This is a genomic window from Pseudomonas sp. GT1P32 (assembly GCF_054897805.1).
The window spans coordinates 114,372-127,931 of the sequence record NZ_CM142704.1 but is presented as its reverse complement, the minus strand read 5'-3'; the positions used below and the strand labels follow the sequence as shown (position 1 = coordinate 127,931).

Below are 13,560 nucleotides of genomic sequence, written 5' to 3'. Positions count from 1 at the left end.
AGACGCGTTGTTCAGCCGCATAACGGGCTGATTACTGTTGTTCTTTGAGGAAACACACGACCGCCTGGCGATCGTCCGCGGAGGCCAGGCCCATGTAGGGCATGTAAGTCCCCGGCACGAAGGTCTGGGGTTGGGTGATGAGTTGCGCGATGTTCTCGGCCTGCCAGTTGATGTCTTTGCTGCGCATGGCCTGGGAATAGTTGAAGCCTTCCAGCGAGCCGGATTTACGCCCGACCACACCCGCCAGGTTCGGCCCCATCATCCCCGTCATGCCCTTGGTCACCGAATGGCAGACCGCGCATTCATTGGCGAAGACCTGAGCCCCATGCCCCTGGTCCGGCGCGCAGTCGGCGGCCAGCGCGGTGTGTGCAAGGGTGAGTGAGAGCAGACCGATGAGGGGCAATCGCAGCGAGGTGAACATAGGAAAACGACCTTGAAAATCCGCGCTCGTCCATTGAGCGGCAACACGGGAGCGCCGACGCAGCGGTGCATCGACAGGGTTGAGAGGGATTGTCGATGGTCAGTGATGCGCAGGTTTTGCCCTGCGTGCCAGTCGTATTGGCGAGGCTGCCAAACCGGGCATTTTGGCAAGCACAGCCAACTCTTTGGCAACCACACAAAAGGCCGGAAAAGTTCCGCGCCTTAGTATCGAAAAAGACCGCAAACCTGCGCTCAAGAACAAGAACGGATGCCACACCATGCTCAAGTCCCCCTTGCTGCGTCTCTCTACGCTTGCCCTGATGATCAGCGCCGGCCATGCCGGCGCGTATGAACTCTACGCCGATGACGACAGTCACCTGAACGCCACGCTGGAAGCGGTCTTCGGCATCTTCCACAGCCAGGAAAACTACGCGCTGTCCGGCCGCCTCGACCCGGGTTCTTCGTCGTGGCGCGAGGGCTACATCAAATATGGTCTGAGCTTCGACAAGGGCCTGGCCGGTGTCGGCACCGCGTATGGCGCAGCGAACCTGCTCAGCTCCGGCACCTGGGGTGACGGCGATTCCGCAGGCTTCAGCGACGGTTCGGAACGCACCACCAAATTCGAAGACGCCTACCTCGGCTGGCGTTCGGGCAAGCTGTTCGACGTGCTCGGCGAGGACGGCGTCGACCTGTCCTTCGGTCGCCAGAACATCGTGGTCGGTGATGGTTTCCTGATTAATGGCGACGCGCTCAACCTGGGCAAAGGTCTGGCGGACGGTGAGTTCAACCGTGGAGGCGCGTACTGGCTGGCGGCACGCAAAGCCTTCGACGAGACCGCCGTGCTGCGTCTGGGAGGCAAGGAAGGCTGGCGTGGCGACCTGATGTGGTTGAAATCCGATAACCGCGCACAAGCGAAAACCGAAATGTACGTCGGCACGCTTGAGCACGTCGCCGAAGCAGGCACGGTCGGCCTGACCTACATCGACACCACCGATGTCGACGAAGAGTTCGCCTCACCGATGCAGCTTGAACGCGACGGCATGAAAACCTACAGCCTGCGCGCAGCCGGTAATGCCGGGGTGAAAAACCTGTTCCTCTCCGGCGAATACGCCAAGCAGGACAAACCCCATACCGGCACCGAAGACGCCTGGTACCTGGAAGCCGGCTGGACCTTCGCCGACGTGGCCTGGACGCCAAATGCCAGCTACCGCTACAGCCGTTTCTCGGAAGGCTACGACACGCTGTTCTATGGTTTCAGCCGTGGCTTCGGCACCTGGTTCCAGGGTGAGGTCGCCGGCAACTACGCCGGCCCGTTCAACACCAACTCGCGTATCCAGCAAGTCAAGTTCACCGTCTCGCCGCTGGAGAACCTGACGGTCGGTGCGATGTATTTCAACTACGACACCATCGACCGCAACCTCGGCAATACCGACGGCCACGAAGTCGATCTGTATGCCGAATGGCACGTCAACGAGCACCTGACGGTGATGCCGCTGATCGGCCTCTATCAGCCGGACAAGAGCGCCGACGAAGGTGGCACGCAGCTGGGCAGCAACGACAAGAACCTCTACAACCAGGTGATTTTCGCCACTACGTTCTAAGCCCCTACGCAATCCCTGTAGGAGCGAGCCCGCTCGCGATGGACGTCAACGATGACGCGTGTTGCCTGAATGAACGCGTCGTCCAGACATTTTTCGCCGGCAAGCCGGTCTCGCGCCTACAGGGGACCGTGTTATGCCTCAAGGAAAAAGGCCTTTCCAATGCAAAAGAAATTCCTGACGATTCAGAGCAAAATCGCCCTGCTCGCTGGCCTCTGCCTGCTGTTGGTGGTGGGTTTACTGATGGGTTTGTCGCTGTATCAAACCCATCGAAGCAGCCAGCAAGTGGCCGAGGCCAGCAGCGAAATGCTCGCCAACGCCGCCAAGGAACACATGCAGGCGCTGGGCAAAGTGCAAGCGATGCAGGTGCAACGCACCTTCATGCAGACGCACGAATATGGCCAAGGGTTGTCGCGCTATCTGCTCTACCTGAGGCAGTTGCAACATCAGGGCAACCTTACCCGTCCACAACTGCGCCAGGAGCTGAGCACCCAGCTGCACCAGGCCCTGATCGACAAGCCCGACCTGCTCGGGCTTTATGTCATTTTCGAACCCGATGCCCTGGACGGCGCCGACGCCGGTTTCGTCGATCAGGCGGCCATGGGCAGCAACGAAACCGGGCGCTTTTCGCTGTATTGGGTGCAAAGCAAACCCGGCGAACTGCAAGCGGTGATCGGCGACGAAGCGCTGCTCGCCAACACCTCGCCCGGCCCCAGCGGCGCGCCCTACAACGCCTTCTACACCTGCGCCCGCGACACCCGCAAAGCCTGCGTCCTGGAGCCTTATTTCGACGAGGCCTCCGGCAGCCGCAAACTGGTGACCAGCATCGCGTTCCCGCTGCTGGACCATGACAAGGTCATCGCCGTGGTCGGCCTCGACATCAACCTCGCCGCCCTGCAACAGAACAGCGAAGCCAGCGCGCTCCAACTGTTCGACGGCAACGGCCAGATCAGCATCGTCAGCCCGCGCGGGGTGATTTCCGCCAACAGCCAGGACATCAGTCGCCTCGGGCAACCGCTGGACAATGCCGAGGTGATGGATACCTTGCGTCAGGGACAGCCGAAAGTGTTCGTCGATCAACAGCAGATCAAAGTGCTTGAGCCACTGGCACCGATTGCCGGGGCAGCGCCATGGGGCGTGCTGGTCGGCGTGCCGCAGAACGTGCTGCTCGCCCCGGTCACCACGCTGCAACAGGAACTCGATGCGCAAGCCGTGCGAAGCACCGCGCTTGAGCTGTTGCTGGGCTGCGGCTCGGCCCTGCTCGGCCTGGTGTTGATCTGGTACGCGGCGTATCGCATCACCCGGCCGCTGCAACTGCTGACGCGGGTCATGGAGGATATTTCCCTGGGCGAAGGCGATCTGACCCGGCGCCTGGCCGTGCAGTCGCGGGATGAAATAGGCCAACTGGCGACGGCGTTCAACCGCTTTGTCGAACGTATCCACCACTCCATTCGCGAGGTGTCTTCGGCGGCGCTTGGCGTCAACGAAGGCGCCAAGCGTGTGCTGCTGGCGTCCAACGCATCGCTGAGCAATTTCGATGAACAATCGACCCGCACCAACAGCGTCGCCGCCGCGATCAACGAACTGGGCGCCGCCGCCCAGGAAATTGCGAACAACGCCTCCGATGCCTCGCAGCAAGCCTCCGCCGCGCGCCAACAGGCCGAAGACGGGCGTCAGGTGGTCGAGCGCACGATTGAAGTGATGAACGAACTGTCCGGCAAAATCAGCGCGTCGTGCGTCAACATCGAAGCGCTGAACAGCAAAACCGTGAACATCGGGCAAATCCTCGAAGTAATCAAAGGCATCTCCCAGCAGACCAACCTCCTCGCCCTCAACGCTGCCATCGAAGCAGCACGGGCGGGTGAAGCGGGTCGCGGCTTTGCCGTGGTCGCCGACGAAGTGCGCAGCCTGGCCGGGCGCACACAGACCTCGGCAGCAGAGATTCAGCAGATGATTGAAGCACTGCAAGTCGGCGCGCGTGAGTCGGTAACAACCATGACCGAGAGCCAGCAGCACAGCGAGGAAAGCGTCAGCATCGCCAACCTCGCCGGCACGCGGCTGGGCAGCGTGACGCAACGCATTGGCGAGATCGACAACGTCAATCAATCGGTCGCCGCAGCCACTGAAGAGCAGACCTCGGTGGTCGAGGCGTTGAACGAGGACATCACCGAGATCAACACACTGAACCAGCAAGGAGTGGAGAACCTGCAATCGACATTGCAGGCATGTACCGAGCTGGAACGCGAGGCTGGGCGGCTGAATCAGTTGGTCGGCAGCTTTCGCATTTAAAGGCAGTGTTGCCTGATCTATCGCTATCGCGAGCAAGCTTGCTCCTACAGTGACCCCGTCCGTCCGGGCACCCCTGTCACCTGTAGGAGCGAGGCTTGCCCGCGATGAACGATAACGCGGTCTTGCTGACTATCTCTGGCAGCTACCCGACCGGGTCAAGCTGATCCAGCGCCCGATTCACCACCAATTCACCTGAATTGATGACTTGCGCAATGCCCAGCAGGGTATTGCGGCTCGTTCCCTCCGTGCGATCCGCCAGATCCATGACCATGACATTGGCCGATGCCAGCGACTCACAGGCATGGCCCAGCAGGGTTTCGACGTCGTAGTCCGGGTTGACGATGAACATCTTGCAGGGAGTGCGTGGGGTGGCGCGGATATCAGCGGCCGAAGGGATGCGTTCGGAGGCTTCGTCGAGTAATGGGTCGGGAGTTTCGTGTGGGGATGTTGGGTCAGTGTCTGGTGGATCAGGAGTAATCTTTGTCATTATTTTCTTTTCCGGTAGTGACGCTGCCACTCCTTCGCTACTAAACGAGGGGTGGCAGCTGTGCGCAGGTTAGTAGACCGGGGAAAAGAAGAAAGCCGGCGCGCCCGGGGGCGCCCTACGCACAGCCACCATCAAATACAGGCATGAAAATACCTGTTTGACAGACGCTCGTACGACCTTCTAATACCACGGGCTACTAAACCCGATCACTGGGAATCAGTGACGCGAATCAAGTTACCGGGGGACTCCAAAGCGTACAAGCCGGCGGATTCTGGCGTACCTGTAGGCAACGGCGCAAGGTGCTGTGGCTTTCAGGAAGTAACGCTAAACGCTTTTAAACAGACACTCCGAACGGACATCGCTTTCGCGGGCAATGCGGCGACCCGACTTGCCCGCGATGAACGATAACGCGGTGTTTCAGCAAGCCGCCACAGCATGCTCAACCCGATGAAACAACCGGTTGAAATACACCAGGCTGTCACCCTCCCCACGCACACCCACCTTCGACAATTCCACAAACATCACCGAATGCGACCCGACTTCCTTGCACTCGCTGATCCTTCCTTCCAGTTGCACCAGCGCATCACGCAGCACCGGCACGCCCGTGTCGCCGCCGTCCCACAAGTCCCAGGCAAACCGCTCGGCCATCGGCACCTGGGTCATGCCGGCGAAGTGTCGGGCCAGTTCTTCCTGTTCGCCGCACAGCACGTTGACGCACAGCCGGCCGTTGGTGCGGAACACATCGTGGGTGGCGCTGTTGCGGTTGACGCACACCAGCACGGTCGGTGGCGAATCCGTCACCGAGCACACGGCGCTGGCGGTGATGCCGCAGCGACCGCCGGGGCCGTTGGTGGTGATGATGTTCACCGCCGCCGGCAGTTGCGCCATGGCGTTGCGAAAGTCGATTTGCTGCTGGCTCAGGTTGGCCATGTCGGTGCCCCTTCCTTCAGGAGGACCGCGCGTTCGCGGCCCGTGGGTGATGGAACAAGACTAAAGCCCGGCGTTGCGTGCAACCATTCTGACGATCCCCATGCCGAGGTGGGCTTTCCGCTAGTCGACTAGGTGGTTTCTTTATCGTCAGGACCCGTCGCAGTGGGTATTCTGCTGGAAGGCGCCAACATAGGTGCCGACGTCCGCCGCAGCGTGCACGCGTGCGAAAACAATAATTAGAAATTCTCGTGGCAACCCCTGATGGAAACCCGCAAACCGATTGTTTATATCGTTGATGACGACAAAGACCTGCGCACTTCGCTGGCCTGGTTGCTGGAGTCGGTCAGCGTCCAGGCGCAATGCTTTGCCGGCGCTGAAGAGTTCCTGAGCCAGTACGACCCCAAGCAACCGGCGTGCCTGGTGCTGGACGTGCGCATGCCGGAAACCAGCGGCTTTCAGCTGCAGGAAATCCTCAACCAGCGTGGCAGCACCCTGCCGACGATCTTCGTGTCCGCCCATGGCGACATACCGATGTCGGTGACGGCGATGAAGAACGGCGCACTGGATTTCGTCGAGAAACCCTACAACCCGCAGCAGATGATCGACCGCATTCAAGCGGCGCTGAAGACCGCCGTGCATGCCCAGGCCGATCAGCAACAACGCCAGCACCTGCAAGGCAAACTCGCCCTGCTGACCAGCCGTGAACGGGAGGTGTTGATGCTGGTGATCGATGGCAAGGCCAGCAAGGTCATCGCCCGGGAGCTGAACATCAGCGTGAAAACCGTTGATGTGCACCGGACCAAGATCAAGGAAAAGATGGGCGTGACCAGCATTGCCATGCTGGTGCGCGAAGTGCTGCATTTGCCGGTGGATGAGCCGTCGCGGCATTGAGGGATCTGCGGCGGTCATGAGGCCGCCATCGCCAGCAAGCTGGCTCCTACATTGGATCTCCAGTGAACGCAGGATATGTGAACGGCAGTGACCTATTGTAGGAGCCGGCTTGCTGGCGATGAGGCCGGCACATTCAACATCAATGGCGCCTGACACTCCGCCATCGCCAGCAAGCCGGCTCCTACAGGGGATCTGCAGTGAACTCAAGGTATGTGCACAGCGAAGATCTACTGTAGGAGCCGGCTTGCTGGCGATGGGGTCGGCACATTCAACATCAATGGCGCCTGTCACTCCGCCATCGCCAGCAAGCCGGCTCCTACATGGGATCTGCAGTGAACTCAAGGTATGTGCGCGACGAAGATCTACTGTAGGAGCCGGCTTGCCGGCGAAGGGGCCGGCACATTCAACATTGATGGCGCCTGATGCCCTGCGATCGCCGGCAAGCCGGCTCCTACAGGAGATATCAGTTGTGGCTGTAGCGCTTGCGATAGGCCCCCGGCGAGACGCCGAAGCGCGACTTGAACGCCGAGGAGAAGTAGCTGGAATCGGAAAAGCCCCAGGCGTAACACAGCGCCGAGAGCTTCTGCTCGTCAGGTGAGCGGCGCAGGTTTTCCGCGCAGAAATCCAGGCGTCGGTGCTTGATGTATTGCGCCACCACCAGGCCGCGCTTGGAGAACATCCGGTACAACCCGCGTACCGAAATGCCCACCTCACGAGCAATCAGCTCGGGGCACAGGTCTTCGGCGCCGATGTGTTCGTCGATGTAGGCGATGATCTTGCGAAACTGCCGCTCGTGGGCATCCGCGCCGCTGTCGCGGGCACTGATCCCGGGCAACAACAGGCTGACCAATGCATCCAGTACCGCTTCGCTTTCCTGCATGTCCAGGCCTTCCTGCTGCCGGGTATCCAGCACCAAGCGGTTGGCCATCGCCGCCAGTGGTGTACTGGCCGCGATGCGTGTGGCGCAGTTGACTGCATTGAAATGCGAACCGCGCTCGACCACCTGACGCGGCAGGATCAGCGACAACTGTCGGGAATCCTCGTTGTAGGTCATGTCACTCGGGCGACAGGCGTCGATCAGGGCGATGTCGCCCGTGCCCAATTGAGCGCGGTTGTCGCCCTGCTCCAGCCGGGAACTGCCACGCATCTGGAACACCGCGTAATAGTGGCCGTCGCTGCTGACGCTGACGTCTTTACTGGTGCGGTACAGGTGCACGTGCGCCATGTCGACGACACTGAGGTTAATCGCGCCGCTGCGATATTCCGCCAGCTCACCGTAGAAATCCGTATCCAGGGCCCGGGCATCGAAACGCCCGCAAGCCTGGTTGACCTGGCTCAGCCAGCTTTCGAACGCCTCGTTGCGAACCGCCGAAGAAGTCATCATCACTGCAAAGCCTCACGCGTTTTATTGTTATTTTTTCGACCGCTTCGTCGAGCGGTTCGGCAAATATTACGTACCTTGGCTGTCTCCTCCTTCGACGGCCGCCGGGCCCTATTCAACAGGCTCCGGCGCTGGCTTGCCAGCCTTCCCTTGCGTTAGATGTCCAATACCAGACGAGCGGAAACGGCGCGGGAAACGCAGGCGCAAATCTGTTTGTTGGACGCCTTTTCCTTGTTCGACAAACAGTTGTCGCGGTGCTCCGGCACACCGTCCAGCACCTCGACGATGCAGGTGCCGCAGATGCCTTCGCGGCATTCGGTGTCGATGTCACAACCGTGGGCCTGCAACACATCGACCAGACTCGCGTTGGCCGGCACCTGAAGCACCACGCCGGAACTGGCCAACTCCACTTCGAAACCGCCACTCGGACCGGCATTCGCTGCAGGGTCTGCCTGGAAGTGTTCAAGGTGGATCGCATCGTCGCAGCGGCTGCGCGCCGCCACTTCCACCACTTTGTTCATGAACGGCGCCGGGCCGCAGGTGTACACGTGTGCGGCACTGCCAGCGTGGTCAAGGCATTCACTCAACGTGGCATCCATGTCACCCGGCTCGATGCCGTAGTGGAACTGCACATGCCCGGCGAACGTGCTCGCCAACAGCTCGGCGAACGCTGCGTATTGCGGCGAACGGGCGAAATAATGCAGGCGCCACGGTTGGCCGTTTTCGCTCAGCCGATAAGCCATGCTCAGCAGCGGCGTGACGCCGATACCGGCGGCGCACAGCACATGTTCGCTGGCCGTCGGGTCGAGGCGGAACAGGTTTCGCGGCACACCCATTTCCAGCTCCATACCCTCTTCCACCTCGTGCAGCGCCGCTGAACCGCCACGGGACTGCGCCTCTTTCTTCACCGCCACCAGGTACGCGTGACGGTCCTGTGGCGGGCTGCACAGCGAATACTGACGGGTCACCCCGGTCGGCCCGGTCAGGTCGACGTGGGCTCCCGGTTCATAGGCGTCGAGCGGCTGGCCGTCACTGCGCACGAGGCGAAAGGAACGGATATCCAGCGCTTCGTCGACGATCCTTTCGATCTTCACCTTCATCATTGCATCACCTGAAATACGGTTGATTTTTGGGACGTTTGTTAGGGCCCCTGTAGGAGCTGGCTTGCCAGCGATGGCGGTCTTGAGATTTGCATCGCCAACGTGGGCGCCATCGCCGGCAAGCCGGCTCCTACAGGGGATTGTTCCGGTCTTGAGATTTGTATCGCCGATGAGGGCGTCATCGCCAGCAAGCCGGCTCCTACAAGGGATTGTTCCGGTCTTGAGATTTGTATCGCCGATGAAGGCGCCATCGCAGGCAAGCCGGCTCCTACAAGGGTTGTGTGTGAAGCCTTGTTTAGCGCATGAACAGGCCGCCGTTGATGTCCCAGCACGCGCCGGTTACGGAGGCGGCGTGATCGGCGATCAGCAGCAACACGCTGTCGGCGATGTATCCGGGGTCACCGAGGGTGCCCGCCGGGATCATTTTCAGGATCTGTTCCAGACGCTCCGGGGCCACGGTTTCGCGCACCACCGGCAAGTCCAGCGGCCCCGGCGAAATGCTGTTGACCGTCACGCCTTGTGGGGCCAGTTCACGGGCGAAGACCTTGGTCAGCGTCGCCACGCCACCCTTGGCTGCCGCGTAGTGCGCGCCGGTGGCGGTGCCGCCGTTCTGTCCGGCGAGCGAGGCGATGTTGACGATGCGGCCAAAACCACGCTCGGCAAAATGCGCGCCGAATACCTGGCAGGCCACGAAGGTGCCGCGCAGGTTGATTGCCATCGACTCGTCGAACTCTTCTGGTGTGATGTCCATAAGCGCTGCGACTTTCGACACGCCCGCGTTGTTCACCAGAATGTCGGTGCCGCCCCAGTGCGCGGCGAGCACGTCGCGGGCATGCTGGAAGTCGGCCTTGCTGCGCACATCCAGCTCGATGGCGACCGCCGTGGAGCCGCTGCCATCCAGCTCGGCGGCCAGTTGCCGCACGCCATCGAGGCGCACATCCGCCAGGCCGACGCGATAACCGGCTGCGTGCAGACGTCGGGCGATGCACTCGCCCAGTCCACGCGAAGCTCCCGTTACAAGGGCTACTCGACTCATGATCCTGCCCTCACAAAAGGAACCCGAGCGCACTCAGGCTGTCGGTGGAGTTGATCAGGCGCACCACTTTTCGCTCCAGCGACGGCACACCGTCGGTGAAGCGAATGCGGTGGTTCAGGTCGGCCACGAACGGCGTGTGCACGCCGCGCTTGTAGGCGTACAGCAACTGCGCCGAGTTGACTTCGACGATGTCGCCGGCGGCTTCCACCAGGCGGAAACGCGAGACGGTACGGATGGTTTTCGCCGCGTCCACCGCCGATGGCGAGTAGCCGGCCGTCAGGCGTTCGATGCGCAAATCACGCATGCGCGCATCGTCATAGGCGTAGTTGAGGTTGGCTTCGAAGTCCTCGGTGTCCGGGTCGATCGGCACGATGTATTTGCCGCTGTCGCTCCACAAGGTCGCCCATTCGGCGTAGTTCTTGTGATCAAGCAACTCGGCTTCGCGCCAGATGAATTCGATGGCCTGGGCCAGCGGGCCGGAAAAACCGTTCAGGGTGTCGTGAGTGCTCATTGGCTCATCATCCTTTTCCACATGTCGTAGGCACCGCGCATGCCGCCTTCGTCGGTGGCGTGGCTGACCTTGTCGCCGTTTTCGGCAGTGATTTCGCGATTGAGGCCACGGTTGACCAGGATTGGCGCATCGACACCGGCATACGAGCCGCGCTGCACACGGTCCCAGGCCTCGGCATCGTCCGGGCTGCCAAAACCGAACGGGCCCTGGAAGTGTTCGTGAATGCGCATGCGTTCGCGGTTGGCGATTTCCGGGCCGCCGTCCATGCCGAGGGCGACATGGCGGATCTCGGTTTCAGTGACCGACACCGGACGCAGCACGCGGAAGAACGACATCGACATCGCGACGTTCGGGAACAGGTTCAGGTTGAAACCGGCGCCGTGCAGCGAGCGCACGATGCGACGGACTTGCGCAGGCTCCATGGTTTTCGACAGCTCTTCCGTCACGTGAGCGAAGCGCTCCTGCAACTGTTCGGTGCCGTCGTCGTGATCCAGATCGACGTGTTCCGGTACCATCACCATCACGCTATGGCCGTTGCCCAGCGAATGGGTGACCGCTTGTTCGTCGGTCATGAACGAGAGCATTTCCGAGGTTTCTTCATCCACCGACGACATGAACGACTTGTGCACGATCGGGAAGTGGTAACCGTCGGTGGTGTTTTCCAGCTGTATCTTCCAGTTACCCTTGAAGCTGAATTTGTGCTCGCCCTGGGTCTTGATCGGGAAACCGGCGCCCTGCTTCATGAACAGGTCCATCCAGTGTTTGGCGCCGCCGAGGAAATCTTCCAGCGGTTCAATGTCGTCGTTGTAACTGGCGAAAACCATGCCGGCGTAGCTTTCCACGCGCAGGCTGGTCAGCGGCAATTCGGACTTCTCCAGAATGCCTTCGTAGCCGTCCGGATACGGAAGCGCACGGAGCTTGCCGTCCAGACCGTAAGACCAGCTGTGATACGGGCAAGTGAAACCGGTGGCGTTGCCCTTGTGTTTTTCGCACACCGTGGCGCCACGGTGCCGGCAGCGGTTTTCCAGGACGTTGATGCTGCCCTTCTTGTCGCGCACCACAATCACCGGGCGGCGGCCGATGGTCGCGGTCTTGAAATCGCCGCTGTTGCGCACTTCACTTTCGTGGGCAACCCACACCCAGGTGCGGTAGAAAATCTTTTCCAGTTCGGCTTCGAACAGCGCCGGATCGTTGTACAGCGAGACGTCGATGCGGTCGTGGCTGACCAGTTCGTCCGGGCTTTTCGATGATGCGATCAGCCGGTATTCATGAGTGCTCATGCGGTTCTCCTCATGGCTTTTTATGATTTCTTGTTAGGGGTCGACCGTTCGCCGGCCATGCTCTGTTGCAGTTGCGCACCGAAGGCGCAGACCAGCTCGTCCTGACCTTTACGGCCGACAATCTGCAGGCCGACTTTCAGCCCGCTGCCCTCCAGCTCCACCGGCACCGTCAACGCCGGATGGCCGCTGAGGTTGAACGGCCGCACCAGTGGGGTCATGCCGGCCACCGCTTTGCTGGCGCTGCGGGCTTCGACCAGCGTCGGTGGCAGGCTGGGCATCGTCGGCAACAGCAGCACCGCAAAGTCTTCCAGCGCCGCGTCCACTTGCTGGCTGAAGCGCGCGCGGACTTTCTCGGCTTGCGCCAGGTCCGCCGCGCTGGTGCGACTCGCGGCCAGCAGGCGTTGCTCAACGTCCGCGCCGATCAGGCCTTTGCCGGTGAGGTGGCCGAACGCGGCCCAGTTTTCAAAATTGATCACGGTGAGGCCGGCGGCGAATGCGGCTTCGAAATCGCTCAGGTGCAGTTGGCTGCGACGCCAGTCTGCGCGGTCGACGGCGGCGCCGAGGCATGCTTGAAGATGCGAGTCGCAGTCGACGTTCAGGAAAGCCACAGACACATTGCTCGATGGCAAGCCTTGTGCCTGAAACCCAGGGCAAATCACTTGCATCGCCGCAATCAGATCCGCCATGTCGGCGGCAAACGGCCCGACGCAATCGAGGCTGGACACCGCTGGATGCGCACCGACCCGGCTGACCCGCCCATAAGTCGGTTTCAAGCCAGCGATGCCGCAGCACGCCGCCGGTACGCGAACCGAGCCGCCGGTGTCAGTGCCGATGGCGATGTCCGCCAGACCGGCGGCAACCGCTGCCGCCGAACCGCTGGAAGAGCCGCCCGGCACGCGCTCCGGTGCTTGCGGGTTGATCGGCGTGCCGGTCCAGTCGTTGATCCCGGTCACGCCAAACGCCAACTCGTGCATATTGGTTTTGCCAACGATTTGCCAACCTGCGTCGAGGATCGCGTCCACCACGTCGGCGTTGCGCAGCGCCGGTTCAACCTCGGCAAACGCACGACTGCCCGAGCGCGTCGGATGCCCGGCGATGTCGATCGAGTCTTTGATCGCGACCCGCTTGCCGTCGCCACCGAGTAAAAATTCGCTGATAAACGTGCTCATTTTCCCAGCTCCGAATTGAACAAGCGTTGCGTGCGGAAATGTGCGATCAGCCAGACACCCTCGACACAGCGAAAATCGATGTTCAAGCGCGTGCCGAACAACTCGCTGCGCCCATCGGCGTAGGTCGACACCTGCTGCATGATCCACTGCCCCTGCGCGGTGCTGCCGTCAACCAGGATCGACTCGCTGGTGAGGTAATGCAGGTTCAGGCGAAAGTGCTCCGAGGGCGGCAAGTAACCGCCGACAAACGCCGCAATCGCATCACGCCCGTGATGCTGGCCGAAGGTCTGCGCGGTGACGCTGCCGACGCCTTCCCACACGGCGTCGATGCAGAACAATAGCGCCAGCTCGCTGACGTGGGTGATCGCCCTCGGCACATCGCACAGGTCCATGTAGCGCGCCATCAAACGGCGCACCTGGCTCTCCCCTTCGAGCGTCGCCAGACGCTGCAACAAGGCCTCGTTCATG

Annotated in this window: 13 protein-coding genes and 1 pseudogene; 4 read left to right on the top strand and 10 right to left on the bottom strand. The window is 61.4% G+C overall.

Annotated elements, in window-relative coordinates:
* Positions 1-31 precede the first annotated feature (31 nt).
* Entirely contained in the window at positions 32-421 is a 390-nt protein-coding gene (locus ACYZUC_RS00650; RefSeq protein ID WP_461992712.1) for a c-type cytochrome, read from the bottom strand.
* A 277-nt stretch (positions 422-698) separates the two neighbouring features.
* Here ACYZUC_RS00650 and ACYZUC_RS00645 point away from each other — a divergent pair, with 277 nt between their 5' ends.
* The 3 genes and pseudogenes from ACYZUC_RS00645 to ACYZUC_RS00635 all read left to right on the top strand — a co-directional run bounded on the left by ACYZUC_RS00645 (position 699) and on the right by ACYZUC_RS00635 (position 4,307).
* A complete protein-coding gene (locus tag ACYZUC_RS00645; protein ID WP_461992710.1) occupies positions 699-2,021 on the top strand; it encodes an alginate export family protein in 1,323 nt (440 codons plus the stop codon).
* A 69-nt stretch (positions 2,022-2,090) separates the two neighbouring features.
* Positions 2,091-3,449, top strand: a pseudogene (locus ACYZUC_RS00640) (methyl-accepting chemotaxis protein); the annotation flags it as partial.
* A 27-nt stretch (positions 3,450-3,476) separates the two neighbouring features.
* Entirely contained in the window at positions 3,477-4,307 is an 831-nt protein-coding gene (locus tag ACYZUC_RS00635) for a methyl-accepting chemotaxis protein (protein WP_461996791.1), read from the top strand.
* Positions 4,308-4,449: 142 nt separating this feature from the next.
* Here ACYZUC_RS00635 and ACYZUC_RS00630 read toward each other — a convergent pair whose 3' ends face one another.
* Both ACYZUC_RS00630 and hpaC read right to left on the bottom strand, forming a co-directional pair.
* Complete coding sequence (locus ACYZUC_RS00630) at positions 4,450-4,794, bottom strand: DUF6124 family protein (protein ID WP_461992708.1); 345 nt, start codon at positions 4,792-4,794, stop codon at positions 4,450-4,452.
* A gap of 417 nt (positions 4,795-5,211) precedes the next feature.
* A complete protein-coding gene (gene hpaC / locus ACYZUC_RS00625) occupies positions 5,212-5,724 on the bottom strand; it encodes a 4-hydroxyphenylacetate 3-monooxygenase, reductase component (protein ID WP_223416540.1) in 513 nt (170 codons plus the stop codon).
* 261 nt (positions 5,725-5,985) lie between these two features.
* Between hpaC and ACYZUC_RS00620 the strand changes: the two genes are divergently transcribed.
* Positions 5,986-6,615 carry a response regulator transcription factor gene (locus ACYZUC_RS00620; protein WP_008033885.1) on the top strand — a complete coding sequence of 210 codons (630 nt, stop codon included), beginning with the start codon at positions 5,986-5,988 and terminating at the stop codon, positions 6,613-6,615.
* A 463-nt stretch (positions 6,616-7,078) separates the two neighbouring features.
* Here the strand turns inward: ACYZUC_RS00620 and feaR are convergent, their stop codons facing one another.
* The 7 genes from feaR to ACYZUC_RS00585 form a co-directional block, all read right to left on the bottom strand.
* Entirely contained in the window at positions 7,079-7,999 is a 921-nt protein-coding gene (gene feaR, locus ACYZUC_RS00615; RefSeq protein ID WP_223416539.1) for a transcriptional regulator FeaR, read from the bottom strand.
* Between the two features lie 152 nt (positions 8,000-8,151).
* A complete protein-coding gene (locus ACYZUC_RS00610) occupies positions 8,152-9,099 on the bottom strand; it encodes a PDR/VanB family oxidoreductase (RefSeq protein WP_461992705.1) in 948 nt (315 codons plus the stop codon).
* Positions 9,100-9,391: 292 nt separating this feature from the next.
* The gene (locus ACYZUC_RS00605) at positions 9,392-10,132 is read right to left on the bottom strand and encodes an SDR family NAD(P)-dependent oxidoreductase (protein ID WP_461992703.1); all 741 of its coding nucleotides are present in this window, start codon (positions 10,130-10,132) and stop codon (positions 9,392-9,394) included.
* A gap of 10 nt (positions 10,133-10,142) precedes the next feature.
* Complete coding sequence (locus ACYZUC_RS00600; protein WP_461992701.1) at positions 10,143-10,643, bottom strand: aromatic-ring-hydroxylating dioxygenase subunit beta; 501 nt, start codon at positions 10,641-10,643, stop codon at positions 10,143-10,145.
* On the bottom strand, positions 10,640-11,923 hold the full coding sequence (locus ACYZUC_RS00595; protein WP_461992699.1) for an aromatic ring-hydroxylating oxygenase subunit alpha: 1,284 nt from the start codon (positions 11,921-11,923) through the stop codon (positions 10,640-10,642). The genes ACYZUC_RS00600 and ACYZUC_RS00595 overlap by 4 nt, the downstream gene beginning before the upstream one ends.
* A gap of 20 nt (positions 11,924-11,943) precedes the next feature.
* A complete protein-coding gene (locus ACYZUC_RS00590) occupies positions 11,944-13,092 on the bottom strand; it encodes an amidase (RefSeq protein ID WP_461992697.1) in 1,149 nt (382 codons plus the stop codon).
* Positions 13,089-13,559 carry a nuclear transport factor 2 family protein gene (locus ACYZUC_RS00585; RefSeq protein ID WP_461992695.1) on the bottom strand — a complete coding sequence of 157 codons (471 nt, stop codon included), beginning with the start codon at positions 13,557-13,559 and terminating at the stop codon, positions 13,089-13,091. Before ACYZUC_RS00585 ends, ACYZUC_RS00590 begins: the two co-directional genes overlap by 4 nt.
* Position 13,560 lies beyond the last annotated feature (1 nt).

Bases quoted from the DNA above. Each gene is read 5' to 3' on its own strand.
- ACYZUC_RS00650 (WP_461992712.1), bottom strand. From the start codon at position 421: ATGTTCACCTCGCTGCGATTGCCCCTCATCGGTCTGCTCTCACTCACC.
- ACYZUC_RS00645 (WP_461992710.1), top strand. From the start codon at position 699: ATGCTCAAGTCCCCCTTGCTGCGTCTCTCTACGCTTGCCCTGATGATC.
- ACYZUC_RS00630 (WP_461992708.1), bottom strand. From the start codon at position 4,794: ATGACAAAGATTACTCCTGATCCACCAGACACTGACCCAACATCCCCA.
- hpaC (WP_223416540.1), bottom strand. From the start codon at position 5,724: ATGGCCAACCTGAGCCAGCAGCAAATCGACTTTCGCAACGCCATGGCG.
- ACYZUC_RS00620 (WP_008033885.1), top strand. From the start codon at position 5,986: ATGGAAACCCGCAAACCGATTGTTTATATCGTTGATGACGACAAAGAC.
- feaR (WP_223416539.1), bottom strand. From the start codon at position 7,999: ATGATGACTTCTTCGGCGGTTCGCAACGAGGCGTTCGAAAGCTGGCTG.
- ACYZUC_RS00610 (WP_461992705.1), bottom strand. From the start codon at position 9,099: ATGATGAAGGTGAAGATCGAAAGGATCGTCGACGAAGCGCTGGATATC.
- ACYZUC_RS00605 (WP_461992703.1), bottom strand. From the start codon at position 10,132: ATGAGTCGAGTAGCCCTTGTAACGGGAGCTTCGCGTGGACTGGGCGAG.
- ACYZUC_RS00600 (WP_461992701.1), bottom strand. From the start codon at position 10,643: ATGAGCACTCACGACACCCTGAACGGTTTTTCCGGCCCGCTGGCCCAG.
- ACYZUC_RS00595 (WP_461992699.1), bottom strand. From the start codon at position 11,923: ATGAGCACTCATGAATACCGGCTGATCGCATCATCGAAAAGCCCGGAC.
- ACYZUC_RS00590 (WP_461992697.1), bottom strand. From the start codon at position 13,092: ATGAGCACGTTTATCAGCGAATTTTTACTCGGTGGCGACGGCAAGCGG.
- ACYZUC_RS00585 (WP_461992695.1), bottom strand. From the start codon at position 13,559: ATGAACGAGGCCTTGTTGCAGCGTCTGGCGACGCTCGAAGGGGAGAGC.